The sequence below is a fragment of the Tahibacter sp. genome (genome assembly GCF_032229445.1).
In the GTDB taxonomy this organism is placed as follows: Bacteria; Pseudomonadota; Gammaproteobacteria; order Xanthomonadales; family Rhodanobacteraceae; genus Tahibacter.
This window is the reverse complement of record NZ_JAVTWC010000054.1, coordinates 5,197-28,102: the sequence shown is the minus strand read 5'-3', so window position 1 is coordinate 28,102 and position 22,906 is coordinate 5,197. Positions and strand designations below refer to the sequence as shown.

Here is a 22,906-nt window from a genome sequence, read left to right as displayed (position 1 = left end):
TCACAAGACTGACCTGAGCATCTTGTTCAACCCAGGTCACGCCGCAGCCAGAACGGCCATTGCCGATACGTCGCCGGCGCGGCATAGGTATCGTGCAGTCGCTGGCGATAGTGCGTGTGCACGGCGGTCATCTCGGCGAGGAACGCATCGCGTGCAGCCGCAGGATCTCCGCTTCCATCGCTCCATTCGATCGCATTCGCCGCACTCTCCGCCGAAGCGAGCGCATGGAAGATGCCTTGCGACGCAATCGGATCGAACGACAGTCCGGCATCGCCGATCGCGAAGAAGCCCGGCGCGGCGCCTGCGAGCGCGGTGCGATCGAGCACGGCGCTGCCGGCAGGCCGCGCATGCACGGTTTTGTCGGCAGACGCCGGCAGCACATCGGCGAGCACGGCGTGGCGCCGCGCCTTGTCCAGCAGTGCGGGCAATGCCTTCAACGCACGCAACTCCGCATCGTCCGCATCGAGATGGAACGCGAGCACACGCTGGCCGGACGGCACGCGCACGCTGTACCACCAGCCGTTGCTGTCGGCACAGACCCGCGTGCAGCGGTCTTCGTCGAGGGCATCGGGCGGCAGGTACGCGTGCAGGCAGATCAGTTCGTCCTCGACGCGGCGCGCGATGCCAAGCTGGCGCGCGACGGCGGCGTTGCGGCCCGTGGCATCCACGAGCACGGGGGCGCGATGGAGGGCATTTTGCGTTTCACGCGCGGCGGCCGGCCGGCCGGTGTCCACGCACCAATAGTCACCGTCGCGCGTGACGCGCAGCGCGCCGCAGTCATCGATCAGCACGGCGCCCGCAGCCACCGCAGAGGCGCGTAGATCGGCGTCGAAACGCGCGCGATCGAGATGCCAACCGGGACCGTTCGGGTCGCGCAGGTGATCGAACCAGACCGGCCCGTCGCGCTCCCATTGCGACACGGTAGCGCCGCGTTCGACATGTCCGGCCGCGACGAAACGATCGAACGCACCGCAGCGTTGCAACAGTACCCGAGCAGCCCCGGGCAGCGATTCGCCGATGCGGGGCACATCTGCTCCAGCGAACACCTCGCGGTTGTCCGACGCCGCAGCACCGACAGACACGTCGCCGCAGTCGAGCTTGCCCGCACCGATCGGATCGCCGATGCGCGGCACAGCCGCATCGGCCCGCGCCGTTCGATCACGCAACGCCGCGCGCTCGAGCAGCAGCACCCGCCGACCCGGTCGCAAGCGGCATGCCAGCACCGAGCCCGCAGGCCCGGTGCCGACGATGATCGCGTCCCAGTCAGTGACGGGCACGCGGCGTCACGCCGTGGTCGTAGGCGTTCCCAACCGTGCGATCTGGCGCATGCGCGCGTCGGTCGCGGTACGTTCGGCTTCGCTCATGTCCTTGCCGCCGCGGTCTTCGACCTGCATCACCGGCGGGAAGTCGGGATCGTCGGCGATGCCGGGCCGCACCTCGACGATGCCCTGCCGGTCGAAGTGCTCGACCATGTTGACCAGTTGCTGCTGGTAGCCCACACCCAGCGTGCGGTCCCAGTCGGAACGCTTGTTGAATGCGGCGAGGCGTTCGTCGCGCGGCAACGCGGCGTCCATGACCTTCCGGTAGTTTTCCACATCCAGCACCTGGTTCGGCACGCGCGCGGGCCAGAACGTGGGCAGGTACGGGTCGTAGTTGGGCTGGTAGCCGGAGCGGCAGCTCGCCGTGTCGGTCTGCCAGGGAATCGCCATCCAGCGCGTGATGGATCCGGGAAACTGGGCGTACAGCGGACCGTCGTAGGACGTCGCTTCGCCGGGTGTGAGCGTGGTGCCGTAGTCGGGCTCGGGGTTGTCCTTGGCGCGGTGGCGCCAGCGGTACGGCTCGAGGTACATGGTCGCGTGGCGCACCGGCCAGGTCATCTCGCAACCGGGATGGAACGCATCGGCGAGGCAGAACTCCAGCGCGGCGCGGTCGAGCATAGCCGGCTGCTCGGCCAGCGGCACCTCGTCGATGTCGCCGGGCGATGACGCCGCGGGATCGTAGTCCGCGATGAACTGGCCGTTGGCCCAGTAGTCGAGCAGCGCGAGCTGGGTCGTGGTCAGCGCGTTCATGGCGCGTGGGATCGGCGGCATGGGCACGTCCATCGCGTCGCCATAGACCCACGGCCAGGGCTTCTGCGAAATGTCGCCATCGAGCGGATTGCGGAACGAATTGGCAACCGTGCGCCGCAGCTCCTTGTAGGTATCGCCCGGCTGCGACAGCTTGTGCAGGTAGGCCGGGTCCAGGAAGTGCTGCGGCATGCCGTAGCCGAAGCCGGCAGCGAAGCCGGCGTTCATCCACTGCAGGTCGCACAGCGCGGTGAAGATCGGCAGCAGATCGTGCCGGAACGACGGGCGGGTCGGCGCGGGCAGCTGACCGGCCTGGATGGCTACGTCGGTCATCAGCGCATACATCGTGCGCACGGATTTCTGCTGTGGGCCGTAGTTCGGCGGGGCCACGACCACCCAGGCCGGGGCGACGTCGAGGTCACGGCCGTCGAGCCGCACGCGCGCGGTGACGGGGCCGTCGCTGGTGTCGTCGTACCAGCCGTCGTTGTTGGCGAAGGTGACCGGCGGCTTGCTCGTGATGGATGCGGACTTGCCGTGCCCGCCGAACACGAGCAGGCGGCCTTGCGCATCGGTGCGCAGCTCGCCGAGTTCGACTGCGATGTCCATGAAGGTGCCGCCGTCGAAGTGATACGGCGGTCCCTGCGTGGCCGGCGTGCTGATGCTGCGCGGCTTCGGTGTGATGGAAAGCTTGCCGCGTGCCGGTACCGGAACGTTGGCGTTGCGGCGCGTCGACGGCGTCGCGGTCAGGGCTTCGGGAATATCCAGCGCGAGCTCGAAGTTGTACCAGGCCGCCTTGTGATTGGCCAATTCCACGGTCCATTCGATCTCGGCCCCTTCGTCCATGCGCAGTTCGCGCACGACATGCCCGGCGGCGTTGTAGCCGTAGACGCGGAACTGGGCCACTTCACGCTTGAGCGCACCGGCGGCATCACGGTAGTAACCGGGCGGCTGCGGTGCGGGCTCGGTTACCTGCGGGCCGATGTAGTAGCCGTCTTCTTTCGCGGAATTGCCGACGCGGGCGATGCCGATGGACGGATGGATCTTCGCGCAGACGATGCGTTCGTCCGGCCTGGTGTCATGACTCATGAGCCCCCTCCGCTGAGTATGCGACGCCCGCGATCGGCGATCGGCCGCGGGGCCGGACGACTCTCGCGCGATTCTGCAGGAGCGTCAAGCAAAGTGCACATGATAGCTTTTGACGCAAATGCCGCTACGACGAACGCCTCCGTGCGACGGTTGCGGCATGGGCGGGCGGCGCGCACCGGACGGCGTGCCGGCGCGCATCGCAGGGCAGCCACGGCGCGAAACACCTGCTGCGGCGCTCCGCTTCCCGGCCGACATCGACCGGACGCGCCATTGTCGCGCCGTCGCAGGAGCGACGCCCGGCTCTCGGAAACCCCAAATGATCGATCGTCTTCGTGTCTACGGGACACTCGCGCCCGGCCGCCCAACGCACGTGACCTGGCCGACGTTCCGGGCACCTGGGGCCGGCCACGGTGACGGGCATCCTGCTGGCCGAAGGTGGTGGCGCAGCGGCCGGCTTCCCCGGCCTGGTCCTCGAAGCGCACGGCGAAACGGCGCACGGACTGATCTTCCATTCCCCGGCGCTGCACGAACGCTGGGCACGGCTGGATGCGTTCGAAGGCGACTGTTATGCACGCGTGCCAATCGTCGCGCGGCCCACGCACGTCCGGCCAGTGGATGCCTGTGTCTACCGCCTCAGCGACGCGAGCTTGCCGCTAGGGTTCGTGCGGCGCGGGCAAGGAGTGCGGTTTGCCGCGGCGGGCTCGCATGGCGAGCCCGCCGGTATTCGGCCCGCGCTACCACACCCGTTCAGGCAGCGGACCATCGCGTGTGGCTATCCGTCCGTCGTTGACGATGAATCGGCTGAACTTGTCGGTCGGCACTGCGAACACGGCCGGCACACGGCCGCGCACGGCGTCCGCAACGTTCAGCACGATGCGCGCGACGCGGTCGCTGTCGAGTGCGATCGCGCGCGGCTCGCCGCAGAAGGTGTAGCAGGGATAGAGCCATTCGGCGGTGAGCAGGCCTTCCTTGGCATCGTAGCGGCGCAGTTGCAGGTGGTCCTTGCGCTCGGTCGCGAGCAGTGCGAACGCGCCGTCGGCGGACACGCTGAACTTGGCGCCGCTGGACGCATTGGCCGGTGTGGTTGCTTCGGTTTGCCACAGCATGGCGCCGTCCTGCGGAGCGATGCGCGAGATGCGCGTCACGGCCGCGCCGTCATAGCCGGGGTATTCGGCCAGGTAGATCGCACCGCCGACGCGCACGATGTCGACCGGCCCAGTGCCGCCGGTATAGGCGCGCTTCCACAGCACGTTGCCGTCGGTACCGATGGACCACAGTTCGCGCGCGCCGGACGGCCATGCACCGAGGCTCGGCCCGTGCGCAATCGCGATCACGCTGCCGTCGGCAGCGACGGAACCGTCGGCGATGTCGATCGCATTCAGCGGATTGGGACTGTCGCCGATGCGCGTCGCATTGCCCTGCAGGTCGTAGCGCATCAGCGCCGACTTGCCATCTGCCGTGCCTACGCTCGCGACGATGACACCGGCGGGATGGATCGCGACGGAAAACAGGCGCCCCTGCAGCCGGGCCGCGCCGATCGGCCGGCCGGCCGGATCGAAGCTGAGGAATTCGTGCGCAGCCGGTTCGGAGCGGAAGAAAACCAGCGTGCCGTCGTTGAGCACGTCGGAAAACTGTGCCGCATGGGGCGGCGGTGGCGTGCCTCCGAACGGCGGCGGCAGCACGGTGCCCGGCGCCAGCGGAATCGGCGTGATCGGCAGCGAGGACTGCCACAGCGGCGCGCCGTCGGCCGCGGCATGACAGGCGAAGCCCATCGTCGACACGGCCGAACCCGTGCCCCAGCGCCGCTGCGTCGTGCACAGACGAGTGGCATTGGCCGAGAGGTTCCACAACTGCGCGCCGGGCTCCATCGCGCGGCGCCAAGCCAGGGTGCCGCCGCTGCCGATCTTGCTCAGATACAGGTTGACCGCGAAGTCCCGGTTGGGATAGCTCATGACATACGTGCTGCCATCGGCGACGACCTGATCGAGCAACGTGCGCGCCTCGGGTGCGCTCGGTTCGGTCGCCGGCGCCGTGACGATGGCGCCGCTCGCGTCGACCGCGACGAGTTGCGTGGTGCGGAGATTGCCGATGCCATAGCCGGCGAGCAGCACCAGGCCATCGGCGCGCGCGGCGGGCGGCCAGAGGTAGGCCAGCGGCAACGCCGTGGTCGAAAGGATGGCGCCGCTGGAGGCCAGACGCACGAGACGCGAACCTGCGGAGATCGAACAGCCGAGAGCCGCCCCGGCGCCCGGCAGCGCGACGACGCGCTGGAAGCCGCTCGCGTCGGTGCAGGGCTCGCGGGTCCAGGAAAGAGCGCCGCCAGCATCGATGCGATGAACCGCGCCGTTGCCGGCGATGATGACAGCGCCGTCGCTCGCCAGCGCCGCATCGGACACGAAGTCGGCGCGGCCCTGGGTTGCCGTGCGCCACTGCAGGCCGCCATTGGCCGCGAGCTTGATGACCGTGGGATTGCCGATCGTGTAGCCCGCGTTGGGCGAGTGGCCGGCCAGCAGAACGGATCCGTCCGCCGCGACCAGCACGGTATTGAGTTCCAGCGCGCTGGCGTTCGACGACCAGCGCAGCTCACCGGCGCTGCCGTAGCGCCGGATCGCCGCCTGCTGGCTGCCGGCGGCCTGCGCGACGAGGACGACGCCGCCGTCAGGCGTGACGGCGAGGCTGACGTTGGTGACCGGTTCGGCCGCGTCGCCGAGCGGGATGGTCGAGATGATCTGGCCGTCCGCATCGATCCGCACGAGGTTCTGCTGGTCGGCGAGCCAGACTCGGCCGTCGGGCGTGGCCGCGTAGTCGCGGCACCAATGCGGCGTGGATACCGTCCAGAGCCGCCGGAGGCGGGCATCGACGCGCGCCACGGCGCAGCTGCCGCCGGGTGACTCACGAAGGATCGCGCCGCCATCGGCGAGCAGCACGCCGCGGTCGTACTCCACCGCCGAGGCCAGGTCCGTCACGCCCGCGATCGTCGTGCCGGCCGCATCGGTGCGGCGTACGGCATCGTAGGAAAACGTCCACAAGCTGCCATCCGCGGCAAAGTCTAAACCCGCCGGCGCGAGCGGCAGGGTCTGCTGAGGGTCATACCAGCGCCAGCCAGCCGCTCCCGCCGAAGCGGCGAATACCAGTGCCAGCATGGCAGCGGCGGCGCGCGCGCCGATTCCCTGCATGAAATACCTGTCCATCGTCAATTCCTCCCGAAAGGATGCCTGTCGAGGACGTGCCAGGGCGAATTGTCCCCCAGGAGGGTGTTGGGAAAGGGATGAAGTCCCTTTCTCAATCGAACAGCGCAAGCGGAGTTTGCCGACGTTCTCCGGGCAGGCTGCTTCTCAACAGCCTGCCAGGCAAGGCTATCGGTGGTTTCGGTGCCGTGGGTGGGTGTCCGTTTCCACCGCCGCCACTGCCCCCGCACCGGCCGGGCATTGAGAAGAATGGGACGATGGCAAATGTTCGTTCCGCGTATTCGTCCTTCGACCCGGGAGCAAACACTGCAGTGTCTCCGGCTCACGGGCGCCCATCAGCGCCAGCGCGCGAGCGCAGCCTGCCCGTAGCGCGGATGTACGACGCGCCGCCGCGTGACATCCGGTTCACCGCTGTTGCCGGCCAGCGGAAACACGGTCAGATGGCGCGGCTGCACCGTCACGCTCATGCCGGACTGCAGCGAGCGGCGCTGGGACTCCTCGCCACCGAGTTCGACTTCGAGCGTCTGTCCGAGCGCGGGAACGTCGAGTTCCACGTGGGCCACGCTGCCGGCCAGATAGATATGGCGCAGCGTCGCGCGCCAGCCGGACTCCAGCGGCGTCGGCGTCAGTGCGAGATGTTCCGGCCGCACATACGCGACACCGCTGCCGTCGGCGATGCCATCGAGGCCGTCAGCGTCGAAACGCTGGTCGCCCGCATGCAGACGCCCGCTCTGGATGCGCACGGGCAGCTTGTTGGACTTGCCGATGAACTCGAACACGAACGGCGTGGCTGGCTGCTGGTAGATCTCGTCCGGCGTGCCGACCTGCTCGATGCGGCCCTGGCTCATGACGACGACGCGGTCGGCAAGCTCCAGTGCTTCTTCCTGATCGTGCGTGACGAATACCGTCGTAAGGTTCATCTCTTCGTGCAGGTGACGCAGCCAGCGGCGCAGAGTGACACGGACCTGCGCGTCGAGCGCGCCGAACGGTTCGTCGAGCAGCAGCAGGTCGGGTTCGGTCGCGAGGGCACGCGCGAGCGCGACGCGCTGGCGCTGGCCGCCGGAGAGTTGCGAGGGATAGCGGCCGGCCATGCCGTCGAGCTGCACGCGCTTGAGCAGCTTGTCGACGCGATCGGCGATCTCGGCCTTGCTCGGCCGACGCGCACGCGGCCGCACGCGCAGGCCGAAGGCGACGTTTTCGAACACGGTCATGTGGCGAAACAGGGCGTAGTGCTGGAACACCAGGCCAACGCCGCGATCACGCGCACCAACGCGCAGCAGGTCGCGGCCATCCTGGGTCAGCTCGCCCGAATCGGGGAAATCCAGACCTGCCAGAATGCGCAGCAGCGTCGTCTTGCCCGAGCCCGACGGACCGAGCAGTGCGATGAATTCGCCGGGCGCGATGCTGAGGCTGACGTCGTCGAGTGCACGGAAATCGGCGAAGCGGCGCGCGAGATGGGTGATGGCGATGGTCATGTCAGTGTCCGCGCGGCGCGCGGGCGGCGAGTTCCGCCCCGTAGCGCCATTCCAGGAAAGTCTTGAGGCCGAGCGTGAGCAGGGCCAGGAGCGCCAGCAGCGACGCGACCGCGAAGGCGCCAGCGTAGTTGTAGTCGTTGTAGAGAATTTCCACATGTAGCGGCAGCGTGTTGGTCAGCCCGCGGATATGGCCCGACACCACCGATACCGCACCGAACTCGCCCATCGCGCGCGCATTGCACAGCAGCACGCCGTAGAGCAGCGCCCAGCGGATGTTAGGCAGGGTCACGCGGAAGAAGATCTGCCAGCCGCTCGCACCGAGCACGCGCGCGGCTTCCTCCTCGTCGCTGCCCTGCGACTGCATCAGCGGAATCAGTTCACGCGCGACGAACGGCAGCGTGACGAAGACCGTGGCCAGCACCAGCCCGGGCACGGCAAAGATCAGCTTGATGTCGTGTGCCTGCAGCCAGGGCCCGAACCATCCCTGCGCGCCGAACAGGAGCACGTAGATCAGTCCCGATACGACGGGAGATACCGAGAACGGCAGGTCGATCAGCGCGCCCAGCAGCGCCTTGCCGCGGAAATCGAAGCGCGTCATGGCCCAGGCCGCGGCGACGCCGAATACGGTATTCAGCGGCACGGCGATCGCCGCCACGAGCAAGGTCAGCTTGATCGCCGCGATCGCCTCGGGATGCACCACGGCTGCCACATAGGTGCCCAGCCCCTTGCGCAGCGCCTCGACGAAGACCGCGGCCAGCGGCAGCACCAGGAACAGCAGCAGGAAACCCAGCGCCGCGGCAATCAGCAGCCCAGGCACGAGGCGGCGGCTGCACGGTTGCGCGCGGCGCGGCGTGCGTGCGGCAGTTTTCAGGACGGCTTCCATCTCAGCGCTCCGCCCAGCGCCGGCTCCAGCGCTGCAACAGGCTGATCGCCAGCAACAGCAGGAACGACAGGGCCAGCATCACGACGCCGACCGCGGCGGCACCGGCATAGTTGAATTGTTCCAGTTGCTTCACGATGACCAGCGGCAGGATCTCGGATTTCATTGGGATGTTGCCGGCAATGAAGATGACCGAACCGTATTCGCCGACCGCTCGCGCGAGCGCGAGCGCGAAGCCGGTCAGCAGGGCCGGCAGCAGCAGCGGGAACAGCACGCGCGCGAAGGTCTGCAGGCGACTCGCACCGAGCGTGGTCGCGGCTTCCTCGATATCGCGGTCCAGCGACTCGAGCACCGGCTGCACCGTACGCACGACGAACGGGAAGCCGACGAAGATCATCGCGACCAGCACACCGAGTGGCGTGAAGGCGACCTTGATGCCGAGCGGTGCAAGCCACGCGCCGATCCAGCCCTTCGGCGCATACAGCGCGGTCAGGGCAATGCCGGCGACCGCGGTCGGCAGTGCGAACGGCAGATCGACGAGCGCGTCGAACAGGCGCCGGCCCGGGAACGAGTAGCGAACCAGCACCCAGGCCACGAGCAGGCCCACGACGGCATTCACCAGGGCCGACAGCAGCGCCGCGCCGAAGGACAGGCGCAGCGCCGCCAGCACCGGCGGCGCGCTCAGCGTATTCCACAGGCCTTCGAGACCGATGCCGCTCGCCTTCACCACGAGCGCGGCGAGCGGCAGGAATACGATCAGCCCGAGATACGCCAGGGTGTAGCCGAGGCTGAGGCCGAACCCGGGCAGTACGCGTCGCGACATCGCTTACTTGCCGATGCCGAGCTGGTCGAACACACCGCCGTCGGCGAAGTGCGTGGCCTGGGCTTTCTTCCAGCCGCCGAACTGCTCGTCGATGGTGAAGGTGTTGACCTTCGGAAACACCGAGGCGTACTTCGCCGCGGCCTTTTCGTCGTAGGGACGGTAGTAGTGCTTGCCAGCGAGTTCTTGCGCCGCGGGCGTATAGAGGAACTTGAGATAACCCTCGGCGACCGCGCGCGTACCGCGCTTGTCGACGACCTTGTCGACGACGGCGATCGGCGGTTCGGCCAGGATCGAGATCGACGGCACCACGATCTCGAACTCGTCCTTGCCGAGTTCCTGGCGCGCGAGCAGCGCCTCGTTCTCCCAGGCCAGCAGCACATCGCCGATGCCGCGCTGGACGAACGTCGTCGTCGAACCGCGTGCGCCGGTGTCGAGCACGGGAACGTTCCTGAACAGCGCGGCGAGGAACTCCTTCGCCTTCGCGTCGTTGCCGTCGGGCTGCTTGAGGGCGTAGCCCCAGGCGGCCAGATAGTTCCAGCGCGCGCCGCCGGAGGTCTTGGGGTTCGGGGTGATGACTTCGACGCCGGGCTTGATCAGGTCGTTCCAGTCCCTGATGGCCTTGGGATTGCCCTTGCGCACGAGGAAGACGATGGTCGAGGTATAGGGTGTGGAGTTGTGCGGCAGGCGTTTCTGCCAGTCGGTAGCGATCAGTCCTTTCTCCGCAACCGCGTCGATGTCGTAGGCCAACGCGAGCGTCACCACATCGGCCTCGAGGCCGTCGATGACCGAGCGCGCCTGCTTGCCCGAACCGCCATGCGAAGCGTTCACCGTGACGGTATCGCCGTGTTCCGCCTTCCACTGCGCAGCAAATGCCGCGTTGACATCTTTGTACAGTTCGCGCGTCGGATCGTAGGACACGTTGAGCAGCGAGACTTCCGCCGCCCAGGCAGCGCTGCTGGCAACGCAAAGCCACAGCACAGAGCCGGCAAGTGTGGAACGCAACGAGGCGCGCATGGTATTCCGCCACCGAGGGAAGAGGGTGAGCGCAGCCTAAACTCCACCCGGCCAAGCTTGAATTGACGCGCCGTTATCACCTTATGCCATTAGCCGTGTTGCAAAACCGCGCAGGTACTAACCCCGCCCCGGCGACGGCGGCGTTGCAGCCTTCGCCGGCAGCCCGCCGACGCAGGGGAAACACCATGGCCACACTCGTCCTGGCGCGCGGATTCCAGTGGAAACGCAGTTCCGCGATCAGCGCCACGCTCGCCCTCCACGCCCTCGCCGCGCTGGCGATCCTGGCTCCGCCGGCGTTTGTCGCCGTGCAGAAGGCACAGGAACCGCTGGTGCAGCCGATCACGCTCAAGCGTGAAGAACCACCCCCGCCCCCGCCGCCAGTCCTCAAGGTCGAGCACAAGCCCAGGACGCCCGTCGTGCGCGCACCGGCGGCGCCCAAGCCCGAACCCGTGCGCGCCGATCCCGTCGTCACCGCCGAGCCGACGCCGATGTCGTATCCGGCCGCGCCCGAACCCACCCTGGTCGCCGAGCCCGCCGCGCCGGCGGAGACTGCACCGAGCGCGCTGGGTTACAAGTCGATGAAGGCCGTTCCATATCCGCGCATCGCGGCGACACAGCGCATGGAAGGCACGGTGATCCTGCGCGTGCTGGTCGGCGCCGACGGCGTGCCGCAGGAAATCCAGATCGACAAGTCCTCGGGCCATCTGGTGCTCGACCGCGCGGCACGCGACGCGGTCATGAAGTGGCGCTTCGAGCCCGGCACGCGCAACGGCGTGCCGTTTGCCGCCTACGGCCTGGTGCCGATCGCGTTCAAGCTGACCGAACTTTGAGTCGGTAGCACGCTCCCTCAGTGCGTTGCGGCGGCAGGGACGCTGTCGCAACGCTTTTTCCGCCTCGTTGTTGGGCGGAGAGGAAAGAGACGACAGGAGTGAGAAACGAGTGAGGGCCGGCGACGGTCTGTGTCCGGCGCGTTTCCCAGGGAAGAAGCCCGCGCGTCAGGTCGGGCCGCGCTCGTCCTGCGGCCGGCGCCGCGATGACAGCGCACCGCCGTCGTCGTCCCAATAGCCGAACCAGCGTCGCGCGATGTGCTTGTAGACGCGCTTTCCGGTCGCTTTCCACGCTCGCGCGAGCCACGAACGACGCTTGAGCAGACGCCGCTCGACCGGCGTCAGCGCTTCGGGACAATAGGTGCGCTTGTGCTTGAGCAGATGGCGCAGGTCCTCGCGCGCGAGCATGCGGAACCAGCCACCGCGACCCCGGCTTATCCAGCAGATCTGGAAATCCAGCACCGCCGGCGTGCCGTCGTCGCGCACGAGCCAGTTCGGTTCCTTCGCCAGATCGTTATGCGCCAGACCGCGTTCGCGCAATGCGCGGATCAGCCGGTGCGCCTGGCGATACCAGCGTGGATCGCGCGGCTGCGCCGACTGCATTGGCGCGCCGGCGATGTAGCTGCGCTCGAGCACATGACCGTCCCAGCGCAGCAGTTGCGGCACGCCGTCGATGCCGCGCAAGCGGTCGAGACCGCGCGCCTCGTGCCGCGCCGCCCAGCGCGCGAGTCCACGCAGCAGCCAGTGCGCGCTGCGCGTATCGCGACGGATGAAAATCGCCTCGCCGGCTTGTACGCGTTCGATATGCCCAAACGTATCGGCCTTGAGCAGTTCGCAGGTTTCTGCCGGACTATGCTTCATTCCGGCAGCGTAGCATGGGGCGCCGCGCCGGCTTTCCACAGGGCTTTTGAATGACGATCGCGTTGTACATCCTCGCCGCGGCCATGATCGTGATCGGCCTGATCGGCACCGTGCTGCCGGCGCTGCCCGGCGTGCCGCTGCTCTACGCCGGCATGTTCCTCGCCGCCTGGACCGGCCATTTCGTGCATGTCGGTCCGCTGACACTCGGGCTGCTGGGCCTGCTCTGCGCGCTGGCGATCGCTGCGGACATCGTCGCGAGCCTGCTGGGCGCCAAGCGTGTCGGCGCCAGCACCTGGGCGCTGGTCGGCGCGGCGATCGGCACGCTGGGGGGATTCTTCTTCGGATTGCCGGGCCTGATCCTCGGCCCATTCGCTGGAGCACTTGGCGGCGAGCTGATCGCTGGCGGCACGCTCAGGCAGGCGACCCACGTCGGCGTGGGCACCTGGCTCGGCATGCTGTTCGGCACGCTGGTCAAGGTTGCGCTCGCGTTCGCGATGATCGGCATCTTCGCGTTCGCGCTGCTGATTCCGGCGGGTTGATCGCGGGATGTGCCATAGCGCGCCGGCGAGTTCGAACTGGCGCAGGTCCACGGCCACCGTGTCGGGGGCAGCAACGACGATCAGCGCTTCGCCGCGCAGGCGCCCGTGCTCCGTGCGCCACACCAGTTGCGACCAGCGCAAGCCATAGTTGCGCAGTGCGTCGCGCGCCTCGCGCGATGGCGCAGCCCGGCCCCAGGCGTCGTCGGCAACCGTGGCCGGCACGTCGATACGCAGCGGCACGGCGATGAACTGCAGCGAGGCGGCCTGTGTCGACGGCCATTCGCGATGTAGCTTCGCGCGCGTTGCCTCGTCGAGCTGCACCCTGCCGGCGAGCACCGTGGCGCGATACGGCAATTCCTCGCGCACGGCCTGCACGTGGCCTGACGCGTCGCGCACGCGGCGAAACCGGACATAGCCCGGGTTCGCCTCCACCGGCGTGCGCGCGTCACCGGTGAAAAGACGGCCGAACAGGCGCAGCCACGCGGTGCGCTGCCCCAGCCCGCAGCTCTCGACGACGAGTCGGCTGTCGTGATCGAGCACACTCGCATCCAGCAGCGGAAACTCCCGCTGTGCCAGCACCCGTTCGAGCGCCTGCACGCCGGCCAGTTCTCCGCGCGCGAACACCGGCACGCGCAGTCCCTGCCACTGCGAGCCATGCGCGACGAGGCGCACGGTTCCCCAGGGCGCTGCACCGCGCAGCGGCGAACGCTGCAGGAACTCGCGCACATCGGCCAGGGAACGCGCGCTCGTCACCAGCGTCCCCGTCTCGTCGGCGCGTGCGGCGTAGTAGTCGCGCGCCGCGGCAAAAAACGCGTGGCCCGGATTGTCATCGGCCAGCAGGAAGGTCACGTTCTCGCGCGCCCCCGCCGCGGCGAGCGAGAACAGCAATGCGACCGCAGCGCAGATGACCCGCAGCGCGCGGGCATTCACTGCCTCGACCTCACGGCACGCTGCAGCACGCGATCGGGAAAATCGCTGAAGCCCCGCACATCGACGAGGACTGCGTAGCGGCCGAGGCGCAACAGGACGCTGTCGCCAAGTTCGAGCCAGAGGCGCAGATCGGGACGCAACTCGAGCAGACGCACGTACGCTGGACTGTCGCGACGAACACGCAGCAGCGGTTGACCCGGTTGGTAGGCGAGATCGACCAGTCCGTCGCGCGTGTCGCGGAAGCGGCGTCCACCGACCTCGCGCAGGGGCTGCGCGGTCGCGGCGACCGCGTGGCTCAGCGCCGGCTGCAACTGCGCCGCGAGCAGCAACGCGTTACCGCTCCCACCCGCGTAGCCCACGACCTGCGATGCACGCATCGGCGTGGGCTGGTTCACGCTCGTGCCAGCGTCCTGTGTGCGCACCGCATCGTCGATGGCGACGAAGGACGTGTACGGCGTCAGCAGCGAATAGTCCAGGCCGAGCCGCGTGATGTCGGCCCGCTGATCGGCAGAGGCGGAGGCCTTCGCGTCAGCGGCTCCCAGGTCGAGACGATCGGCCAGCACACTGCGCGCCCACAGCGCGCGCAGCGGTGCATTGGCCGCGGAAGAGCTGCCCGCGGCGACATCGACGACCGCTTCATACGGCCCGCGCCCGCCGATGCCGCGCAGGCGGATCTGCCCCTGCGCCGCGCCGCGGTACTTGCCGATCAGCACGATCGGTCGCTGCGCGAACAGGTCGGGAATCGGCGTCGGCGACACGTCGTAAGCATCGAAGCCTTCGAAGGTCGCCTGCACGCCGGTCAGCAATGGCTGCTCGACGTAGCGGCGGAACGCCTGTGCCTGCGGCTTGCCTTCGTCGAGATTCTCGATCATGACCGCCTCGCCGGTACCGGCGCGCGCGATACGCTGGATCACGCCCTTGTCGACCGACGCGCCGACGCCGAAGGAAAACACGCTCGCTTCGTGCAGGTGGCTGCGGATCAGGCGTGATACCGCATCGTCCGCCGGAATCACGCCGTCGGTCACGACGACGATGGAACGCGCCATGCCGGCGCTGCGCGGCAGCGCATACGCACTGTTGAGTGCCTGCAGCAGATCGGTCGAACCCGATGCCGTGTTGCCGTCGATGAGGCGCAGGGCGCGCTGCAGATTGTCCGGCGTGCCGGCCAGCGAGGCGTCCTTGGCCATCGCCTCGGAACCGCCGGCGAACAGCAGCACATTGAAGCGGTCCTGCGGCCGCATGCCGGCGAGCAGTTCGCGCAGAACGAGCTTGGCGAGATCCAGCGGTGCGCCCGTCATCGAGCCCGATACGTCGACGAGGAACACATACTCGCGTGCCGGCACCTGCTCGGGCCGCACGGATACCGGCGGCTGCAGCGTCAGCAGAAAGAAACTCTCGTCGCTTCCCGGATACAGCAGCAGCCCGCCGGCAATCTCGTCGCCCGCGTAACGGAAACGCAGCACGAAGTCGCGCGTCATGGCGTCCACTTCGTCGTCGGCCAAAGCGACCGTTGCGTGCCGCGGATCCGTGTGCTGCACGTCGAGGCGATGCGACGGGCTTTCGATCTGCGCGAACGGCAGCGGTCCGGCGAGTCTCGCGGCGAGCCCGAAGCTGTAGTCGGTGACCTCGGGCGCGGCTGAGGTGGACTGTCCCGCCGTACGTTCGGCGTAGTCGCCGCGGCCGCCGAACGTCGTCGGCAGGAAGAATTCGTAGACGCCTTCGCGCGGCTGCAGCAGTTCGGTGTACTGCAGCGCCACCTCGATGCGGTCGCCGGGCAGGATATTGGCCAGGCGCATGCGGAAGATGCCTTCGCCATGCTGCTCGAGCAAGGCCGTGTTCTTGCCTGCAGCCTTGGCTTCGCCGTACTCGGTGCGCGCGGCTTCCTTCTCGCGGATCACGCCGCGTACGACGCGTTCCCCGACGCGCATGGTCAGGCCGTTCACCGCCGCGCGCAGCGAGGCCGGAAATACATAGACGGCCTCGATCGGCGCGCTGCCGCGGTTCTCGAAAGTCTGACGCAGCTCCACTGCCGCGATCGTGCCGACGATGTCGACATCGGCCTGGGTTTGCAGCAGCGGCAGACGCTCGATCCGCGCCGCATCCGTGCCGATGACCTGGAAGTACGGCGTCTCACTCGCCATTGCCGTGCCGGCGAATGCCGCAACCAGCAGCGCAACCAGAAACAGGCCCACGCTCCGACCCCACGAATACCCGTGCATGCGAACTCTCCCCAAAAGGCCTGTGTGCGAATCGCCGGGACTGCGCCGGCATGACCAACGGGCAAGGAGACGAAAGCACCGGGCGACATCGTCGCGACCTCCGGCACATTGTTTGCGGCGAGCCTCGCGCGACACTGCCGCGTCCGAGAAAAATGCCCCTGTCATCTGCAACGGCGGAAACCACGGTGCAGCCGGCGCCGCACACGAGTCCGCCGCCAATCGGCAACAAAGGCGAACGCAGCACCTTCGTGCCGCGCGCCGGGCCAGTCGACCCGCTATTTCTACGGCTATACGCCGCTGATGGAATTGCGCGCCAAGACCGAGATCGCGCTCGTACTGAAGTTTGATCGCCGGAAGTTCAACGACTTCGTCATCGGCCAGGCCTGCTGCCGCCCTACCTCGACAAGGCAGTCGAGCAGGAATTCATCCCGTCGCTGCAATGAGTCGCACCGCTACGCCGCGCGAGCGGCGCAGCGGGACAGGCCTCATCAGATCACACCTAATCAGATCAGGCCTCACGCATTCGGCAGCAGCAGAACCTTGCCGTCGCGTTCGCCCGCCGCGGCGGCAGCCACGGCCTGCTTGATCTCGCGCAGCGGAAACGTGGCCTGCACGGATGCGCGCAGCTTGCCGGTCGCGATGAACTTGCCGATCTCGCCGAATATCTCGGCGCGCCGCTGCGGTGTCGCGGTACGGAACCATTGCGACAGCCAGAAACCGCGCAGCGTGATGTCGCGGAAAACAAACGACGCCGGCGAGATCTGGCACGGTTCGCCACTCATCGCCCCGTAGTTGACCAGCGTCGCACCGGCGGCGAGACAGCGCGCGAGGTTGTCCGTGGCGGCGCCGCCGACCGCGTCGATGCCGAGCTTTATCTCTGCCGAGCCGGTCGCCTCGGCCACGCGCTTGGCGAGCTTGTCGCCGTCGACGAGCACGATATCGCCGCCAGCGGCCCTGACCGCTTCCACGGCCGATTCGCGCCGCACGACGTTGACACAGTTCAGGCCGCGCAACTTGGCCAGACCGATGAGATAGCTTCCTACCGCGGAATTCGCCGCATTCTGGATAACCCAGTCGCCGGGCTGCAGCGCGACGAAGTCGCTGAGCATCAGCGACGCCGTCGGCGGGTTGATCGACAGCATCGCCAGCTGCTGCACGTCGAGGCCGTCGGGCAGGACGACCAGTCCCTTGGCGTCGGCGATCACATGCGTGCGCCAGGTACCGACACCAACCGGCAAAAGCACGGTACGACCGCTCAGGTTCGCATCGACGTCGGCGCCGAGTTCCACGACACGACCGACTCCCTCATTGCCACCGACCGCCGGCAACGGCGGCAGCAATCCGTATTGACCGGTGAGAGTCAGCACGTCGGACGGGTTGATCGGTGCCGCGAGCACTTCGATGAGCACCTGCCCCGCGGACGGCGGCGGCAGTGTCATGTCGACGATATCGATGACGTCCTGCGGCACCGGGCCACGTTCGCTGTATTCGGCCTTTTTCATGTGCGATCTCCGGGAATATGCGCCGATGCCACAGCCGCGCACCGGCGTGGCCTGGAGCACGGATCCTAACAACCGTTTGATTACGCGGGTAGCCCGGCGCTGGCGCGACAGGAAAGAGGTGAGAGATGTGAGAAACGGGTGACGGTGTGCCGCGCGCACGTGCGCATTTCTCGCCTATCTCGCCTCACTACTCCACTCACGCCCGCAGCCGGGCCTGATCGCGGATGCGCCGGAGATAGTCGAGCACGCGGCTGGACAGGCTGACTTCGCGCGGCGCCTCGACGACATGGCGGCGCAGCCGATGCGGTTCATGGCGCAGCTCCCGATGCCGCTCCAGCGCCGCCTGCAGCGCGCGCCTGAGCAGTTCGCGCGACAGCGGCTTGGGCAGGAAGCGGAAGACCTGCCCCTGATTGATCAGATCGATGAGCAGGCGGCCATCGCGCAGCGACGAACAGGCGATCGCCAGCGTGCGTGGACTGGCTTGCTTGAGCAGCTTCAGCGCGCCGATCACGTCGTCGCTGCTGTGCCGCAGCTCAGCGAGTATGACGCCATATTCCTGTTGCTCGATGCGCGCGAGCGCTGCTTCGACACTGGTTGCCGGCACGACGAGACTGCCAGGCGGCAGCAGTTCGCGCACGATGGTCACGCTGAGCGGGTCCTCGTCGAGTACGAGCACCGGCGCGAAGGCGATCTCGCGCACCGGCTCCTGCGCTGACGCGACCGCAACGACCGGCGGGGTCAGGCGCGCGAACTCATCCTGTGCGATCCGCGCCGCATCCGCGATCGTGTCCTGCAGCTTGAGCGCGTCCCAGGGCTTTTCGACGAAGCGGAAAATCTCGCCTTCATTGACGGCCGCTTCGACTGCGGCGAGATCGGCGTAGCCCGTCAGCAGCAGACGCATGCTGCGCGGAGAGTGGTCGCGGATCTGGCGCAACAGGTCGACGCCGTTGATAGTCGGCATGCGCTGATCGCTGACGACGACATGCACCGGGCGCGAGCGTACCCAGTCGAGCACCTGCACCGGATTCGTCGTTGCCAGCACGTCATACCGGCTGCGCAGCAGCAGCGACAACGAACGCAGGATGCGCTCCTCGTCGTCGACCAGCACGACACACGGCTTGTCGGCGTTCACGCCGGCACCTTCGCTACGGCCTTCGACAGGGGCAAAGCGACGACGAAGCGCGTGCCCGAGTCTGGCGTCGACGTCGCGGCGATGCGTCCGCCGTGCGCCTGTACGATCTGCTGGCAGATTGACAGGCCCAGGCCGGTGCCCTGCCCAATCGGCTTGGTCGTAAAGAAAGGTTCGAAGATCCGCGGCAGCACATCCGGCGCAATGCCGCGGCCGTTGTCCTGCACCGCGATCAGCGCATAGCCACCGAGCGCCTGCGTGCGGATCATGATCATTCCCTGTTCGTGATCGATGGACTGCGCGGCGTTGCTGATCAGGTTCAGCAATACCTGGTTGATCTGCGCCGGTGCGCAACGCAGCGGCGCGAGTTCGCCATAGCGGCATTGCACCTGCACGTTGCGCCGCTTGAGGATGTGGCCGGCGATGCGCAGCGCGGCGTCGATGAGGCCGTGCAGGTCGACACCCTCGATGTGCGCCGCGTCGACACGGGAAAAATCCTTCAGGTTTCCGACCAGATCGGCGATCTGGGCGACGCCGTGCAAGGTATCGTCGAGCAGCGCCGACAGGTCGCCGAACAGCGACGGGTCGAACGCAGCGCGCGCCGCGCTCAGGCGTTCGGCGCGCTGCTGCCAGTCCTGCGCGTCCCCGTCCAGCGTCGCGTCGAGCAGCGCGGCGCCGGCATGAGCGAGTTCGGCCGCACCGGGCAGCAGGTCACGTGTCATCGTGAGATTGTTCTGCACATAGCCCAGCGGCGTGTTGATTTCGTGCGCCAGCCCGGCGACCAGTTGGCCGAGCGTCGCGAGTTTTTCCGATTGGACCAGGCGATGCTGCGAGGCTTTGAGGCGGCGATACGCGGCTTCGAGTTCCTGCGCGTGCTGGCCGACGCGCAACTCAAGCGCACGCAACACGTCGAGCACCACACCCATGCCGGCATAGTGACCGGTCGTGTCGAGCACGACGAAATCCTCGGTGATCGGCTGGCGCAGGCTGCGGCCGATCAACTGGCCCGCGGCCTCGATGCTGCTGTCGATGGACAGGCTCAGCGGCCGAGCATCCATGAGTGTCGTCACCGCGCGACGGCCGTGCAGCTCACGGCCGTAGGGCTGCATGTAGACGCGCAGCATGAGCTCGTGCCGGGTGACGCAGCCCAGCACGCGCCCGCCTTCGACGACAGGCAGCGACAACAGCTTGGCGTTGGCGGCATCGAGGAAACGCTCGCCGGCTTCGGCCACGCTGCACCGGGGTGTCAGCGGGGTCACCGGCAGCAGCAACGCGGCCAGGGCGTCCGCGGCGGCGCCTGCCGGGGGGGCGGGCATGACACGTGTAGGAAGGTTCATGGCGTACGGCGCGCAATTCGCATGGCGGCAACGCGCCCAGGCTAGCCGTCGGATGCGTCACGCCGATGACGCGCCACGCAGACACGACGCGGCGATCCGCCCCTGATCGCACTATGAAAAAAAGCTATTTGTTGCCGAAAGCCCGCGGCCGTCGCGCCGCGGGCTGCCCGATCAGCGTGTGCTGATGACGAACTTGCCGAAATCGACACCGATATTGATGCCCTCGCCCGTGCCGGCCAGGGCGAGGGAGACGTCGCCCTTGGTCACGACACTCGCTGCGGAAGACTTGACTGCGCCGGCATGAGCGCCACCCGAAACGTAGGTGCCGAGCAGGTCCTTGATGTCGTGGACTTCGGAGAACTTGCCTTTGCCGTCGTCGATGCGCTGCTTGCCGAACGTGATGCCCCCGCCCTTGGTTCGGATCTTCACCTTCAGTGTCTGTCCGTTGTCGCAGCGGATCGTGCCGCTGCCGCTGGCAGTCTTGTAGAACGCCGACCAGCCCGACATGCTGAAGTCCATTTCGCAATCGATCGATGCAGCCGCAGCACCCTGAGCGGCCACGAGCAGCACAGCGGAAACCAGTACACCTGTCGTCTTGTTCATGAGCTACCTCCGTGCAACGAAGCGGGGGGCTTATGATGCGCCCGAATCGCGTCAAACGGCGATGACGGCGTTGTCCGCCGATGCCGCGCAGGCCGCCGCGCGCGCCTGCTAAGCTACGGTGCAACCGGGCTGCGGAGACCGCGTCGTGAGCACCTTAGACGTCCTTGTCCATCTGCGTCAGTACAGCGGCGATCCGCCCGCGTTACGCGCCGCGCTCGCGCTGAGCCGCCGGCTGGACATCCATCTGCACGGGCTCTATGTGGCACCGATTCCGCCGGCGGCCTTCACATCGCCGGAAACCGTCGCCATGCTGGTGCACGAATCCGACCGGCACTTCCGCGAAGCCGGCGTTGCCGACGCCTGGTGGCGGCAGCGCCTGACCGACGCCGGTGCGCGCGGTGAGTGGCTCGTCGCACAAACCGACTCGCTCGATGCGATCGCCTATGCGGCGCGCTGGAACGACCTGATCATCATCGAACGCCCGCAGCAGCAGCCGGACGCGCCGCTGGGCTGGGGTCTGGTATCGCGCAGCGCCTTCGCGGCCGGCGTGCCGTTGCTGGTCATTCCGGAAAGCGCCGAAGTCGGCGACCTCGGCCGCCGCGTCGTGGTGATGTGGAACGGCTCGCGCGAGGCGATACGCGCGGTGCATGGCGCACTGCCGATATTGCGCACGGCGGAAACGGTCATCGTGCTGGACGGTGAGAGCCGCGGCAGTAGCGGCGGGCTGCTGCATCTGCCGCGCTTCGATCTGCGCAGACACTTTTCCAACCATTCGATTGCAGCGGAGTTCCAGCCGTACGCGGCGCCCGACGACCGCGGCGCAGGACTGCTCGCCGCGGCTCGCGCGACCGGCGCGGATATCATCGTGATGGGCGCCTGGGGGCATTCGCGCATTGCCGAACTCATCGTCGGTGGCGTCACGCGCCATCTGTTCCAGAACGCCGACCGCGCGCTTTTGGTCGCGCACTGAACGAAACCATGGCCCAACCGATACCCATCGACGACATCGCCCACGTCATCCAGCTGTCGGTCGCGCCGGTCTTCCTGTTGACCGGTGTCGGTGCGCTGCTAAGTGTGCTGACGAGCCGCCTCGCACGCGTCGTCGACCGCGCGCGGCGCCAGGAGGACAAGCTCGAACACCTTTCCGCCGAACGCCAACCCGACGTGCTCGACGAGCTGTGCAAACTGTCGCGGCGCGCGCGCCTCATGAACTGGTCGATCAGCCTGGTCACGTTCTGCGCATTGCTGGTTTCGAGCGTCATCGTCGTGCTGTTCGGCGGTGCGCTGTATGGCATCGATGTCAGCCTGCCGGCCGCAGCCCTGTTCGTGCTCGGACTGATCTGCCTGATCGGCGGGCTGCTGGTTTTCCTGCGCGAGATTTATCTCGCCACGATTCATCTTCGCCTGGGCCCGTTCCAGAATGGCGCGAGGAAGCGAAAATGAGCGAACACTTGGCCCGCGTCCACTGGCAGCGCGACGGCGCCGCATTCACGGATCAACGCTATTCGCGCGCGCACCGATGGGAATTCGACGGCGGCGCAAAGATCGCCGCCGCGGCATCGCCGAACGTGGTCGCACCCGCGCTGACCGATGCGTCAGCGGTGGATCCGGAAGAAGCGTTCGTCGCTGCGATCGCGAGCTGCCACATGCTCTGGTTCCTGTCGCTGGCCGCTGCGGCAGGCGTCTGCATCGACAGCTATGACGACGAGGCCGTAGGAATTCTGCGCCAGGTCGACGGCCGGCTGGCGATCGCCGAGGTCGTGCTCCGCCCGCGCCTGCGGATCAGCGGCGCGCCTGCGAGCGCGGAACGCATCGCGGCTCTGCACGACGCCGCACATGACCGCTGCTTCATCGCCAATTCGGTGCGTTGTGGGATCCGCGTCGAGCCGGGCTAACGGGTCCGACTCGGTTTCATTCGTCCTTGCGATCCGACACATGCACGACCTTGCCATCGGCGATCCACAGCTGGATCAGGCGACCGCGGCGGCGATACGTCCACTGTTCGCGCTGGCCGGATTCGGTTGGCTCCGACTCCACGCTGTCGGGGGAGCCCGCGACCTCACGAACGCGCTCCGCAGTGTCACCTCGCGACACCATGCGTGAGCCGAAGCGCGCGCTTTGCGCCATTGCCATCGTGCCGAGCAAGAGGCCAAGCAAGAGAACCACGTACTTCATTGCGCTCCCCGAAAGTCGATTCCAGTATGCCTACGGATTGCCTGCGTCCGTGTTACCGCACTTGCCGACTCGCGATGGCGTACGTCCGCTCCCGGCGCCAGCGCTGCTGCGGGCTGGCAACGCCGTCTCGACCCTGAACTCAAGCACGGAAGCAGCTGGCAGTACACAAGTCAGCGTCGTGGTTGGCGCAACCGTCGGCCATCCGGTCGGTTGCGCCAACGGCCGGAAGGCCGCCACCGTCCCCCACCCGCG

General features: G+C 67.7%; 19 protein-coding genes. 5 read left to right on the top strand and 14 right to left on the bottom strand.

What is annotated here, in order from left to right; genetic code table 11:
- Positions 1–26: 26 nt before the first annotated feature.
- The 7 genes from RUU78_RS10580 to RUU78_RS10550 form a co-directional block, all read right to left on the bottom strand.
- Positions 27–1,277 carry a tryptophan 7-halogenase gene (locus RUU78_RS10580; RefSeq protein ID WP_313916372.1) on the bottom strand — a complete coding sequence of 417 codons (1,251 nt, stop codon included), beginning with the start codon at positions 1,275–1,277 and terminating at the stop codon, positions 27–29.
- A 6-nt stretch (positions 1,278–1,283) separates the two neighbouring features.
- Entirely contained in the window at positions 1,284–3,152 is a 1,869-nt protein-coding gene (locus tag RUU78_RS10575) for a LodA/GoxA family CTQ-dependent oxidase (protein ID WP_313916371.1), read from the bottom strand.
- A gap of 734 nt (positions 3,153–3,886) precedes the next feature.
- Positions 3,887–6,343 (bottom strand): hypothetical protein, encoded by a 2,457-nt coding sequence (locus RUU78_RS10570; RefSeq protein WP_313916369.1) that lies wholly within the window; start codon positions 6,341–6,343, stop codon positions 3,887–3,889.
- Positions 6,344–6,675: 332 nt separating this feature from the next.
- Positions 6,676–7,815: a sulfate ABC transporter ATP-binding protein gene (locus RUU78_RS10565; RefSeq protein WP_313916367.1), complete on the bottom strand. Its 1,140-nt coding sequence runs from the start codon at positions 7,813–7,815 to the stop codon at positions 6,676–6,678.
- A gap of 1 nt (position 7,816) precedes the next feature.
- Complete coding sequence (cysW, locus tag RUU78_RS10560; RefSeq protein WP_313916365.1) at positions 7,817–8,698, bottom strand: sulfate ABC transporter permease subunit CysW; 882 nt, start codon at positions 8,696–8,698, stop codon at positions 7,817–7,819.
- Between the two features lies 1 nt (position 8,699).
- A complete protein-coding gene (gene cysT / locus RUU78_RS10555; RefSeq protein ID WP_313916363.1) occupies positions 8,700–9,518 on the bottom strand; it encodes a sulfate ABC transporter permease subunit CysT in 819 nt (272 codons plus the stop codon).
- A gap of 3 nt (positions 9,519–9,521) precedes the next feature.
- The gene (locus RUU78_RS10550; protein ID WP_313916361.1) at positions 9,522–10,532 is read right to left on the bottom strand and encodes a sulfate ABC transporter substrate-binding protein; all 1,011 of its coding nucleotides are present in this window, start codon (positions 10,530–10,532) and stop codon (positions 9,522–9,524) included.
- Between the two features lie 185 nt (positions 10,533–10,717).
- Here RUU78_RS10550 and RUU78_RS10545 point away from each other — a divergent pair, with 185 nt between their 5' ends.
- Positions 10,718–11,362 carry an energy transducer TonB gene (locus RUU78_RS10545; RefSeq protein WP_313916360.1) on the top strand — a complete coding sequence of 215 codons (645 nt, stop codon included), beginning with the start codon at positions 10,718–10,720 and terminating at the stop codon, positions 11,360–11,362.
- A gap of 165 nt (positions 11,363–11,527) precedes the next feature.
- On the opposite strand, the gene RUU78_RS10540 is transcribed toward RUU78_RS10545, so the two are convergent.
- Positions 11,528–12,220 (bottom strand): serine/threonine protein kinase, encoded by a 693-nt coding sequence (locus tag RUU78_RS10540; protein WP_313916358.1) that lies wholly within the window; start codon positions 12,218–12,220, stop codon positions 11,528–11,530.
- Between the two features lie 50 nt (positions 12,221–12,270).
- Between RUU78_RS10540 and RUU78_RS10535 the strand changes: the two genes are divergently transcribed.
- On the top strand, positions 12,271–12,759 hold the full coding sequence (locus RUU78_RS10535; RefSeq protein ID WP_313916356.1) for a DUF456 domain-containing protein: 489 nt from the start codon (positions 12,271–12,273) through the stop codon (positions 12,757–12,759).
- 926 nt (positions 12,760–13,685) lie between these two features.
- Here RUU78_RS10535 and RUU78_RS10530 read toward each other — a convergent pair.
- The 5 genes from RUU78_RS10530 to RUU78_RS10510 all read right to left on the bottom strand — a co-directional run bounded on the left by RUU78_RS10530 (position 13,686) and on the right by RUU78_RS10510 (position 20,479).
- The gene (locus RUU78_RS10530; RefSeq protein WP_313916354.1) at positions 13,686–15,908 is read right to left on the bottom strand and encodes a VIT domain-containing protein; all 2,223 of its coding nucleotides are present in this window, start codon (positions 15,906–15,908) and stop codon (positions 13,686–13,688) included.
- Between the two features lie 515 nt (positions 15,909–16,423).
- On the bottom strand, positions 16,424–17,410 hold the full coding sequence (locus tag RUU78_RS10525; protein ID WP_313916352.1) for a zinc-dependent alcohol dehydrogenase family protein: 987 nt from the start codon (positions 17,408–17,410) through the stop codon (positions 16,424–16,426).
- A 196-nt stretch (positions 17,411–17,606) separates the two neighbouring features.
- Positions 17,607–18,542 carry a response regulator gene (locus tag RUU78_RS10520; RefSeq protein ID WP_313916350.1) on the bottom strand — a complete coding sequence of 312 codons (936 nt, stop codon included), beginning with the start codon at positions 18,540–18,542 and terminating at the stop codon, positions 17,607–17,609.
- Complete coding sequence (locus RUU78_RS10515; protein ID WP_313916348.1) at positions 18,539–19,876, bottom strand: ATP-binding protein; 1,338 nt, start codon at positions 19,874–19,876, stop codon at positions 18,539–18,541. Before RUU78_RS10515 ends, RUU78_RS10520 begins: the two co-directional genes overlap by 4 nt.
- Positions 19,877–20,047: 171 nt before the next feature.
- Positions 20,048–20,479, bottom strand: coding sequence for a hypothetical protein (locus RUU78_RS10510; RefSeq protein WP_313916347.1), 432 nt, complete (start codon positions 20,477–20,479; stop codon positions 20,048–20,050).
- A 145-nt stretch (positions 20,480–20,624) separates the two neighbouring features.
- On the opposite strand from RUU78_RS10510, the gene RUU78_RS10505 reads away from it, so the two are divergent.
- The 3 genes from RUU78_RS10505 to RUU78_RS10495 are packed head-to-tail and all read left to right on the top strand — an operon-like array spanning position 20,625 to position 22,374.
- Positions 20,625–21,449 (top strand): universal stress protein, encoded by an 825-nt coding sequence (locus RUU78_RS10505; protein ID WP_313916345.1) that lies wholly within the window; start codon positions 20,625–20,627, stop codon positions 21,447–21,449.
- 8 nt (positions 21,450–21,457) lie between these two features.
- On the top strand, positions 21,458–21,922 hold the full coding sequence (locus RUU78_RS10500) for a DUF2721 domain-containing protein (RefSeq protein ID WP_313916344.1): 465 nt from the start codon (positions 21,458–21,460) through the stop codon (positions 21,920–21,922).
- Positions 21,919–22,374, top strand: coding sequence for an OsmC family protein (locus tag RUU78_RS10495; RefSeq protein WP_313916342.1), 456 nt, complete (start codon positions 21,919–21,921; stop codon positions 22,372–22,374). Before RUU78_RS10500 ends, RUU78_RS10495 begins: the two co-directional genes overlap by 4 nt.
- 16 nt (positions 22,375–22,390) lie before the next feature.
- Here the strand turns inward: RUU78_RS10495 and RUU78_RS10490 are convergent, their stop codons facing one another.
- Complete coding sequence (locus tag RUU78_RS10490) at positions 22,391–22,654, bottom strand: hypothetical protein (RefSeq protein ID WP_313916340.1); 264 nt, start codon at positions 22,652–22,654, stop codon at positions 22,391–22,393.
- Positions 22,655–22,906 lie beyond the last annotated feature (252 nt).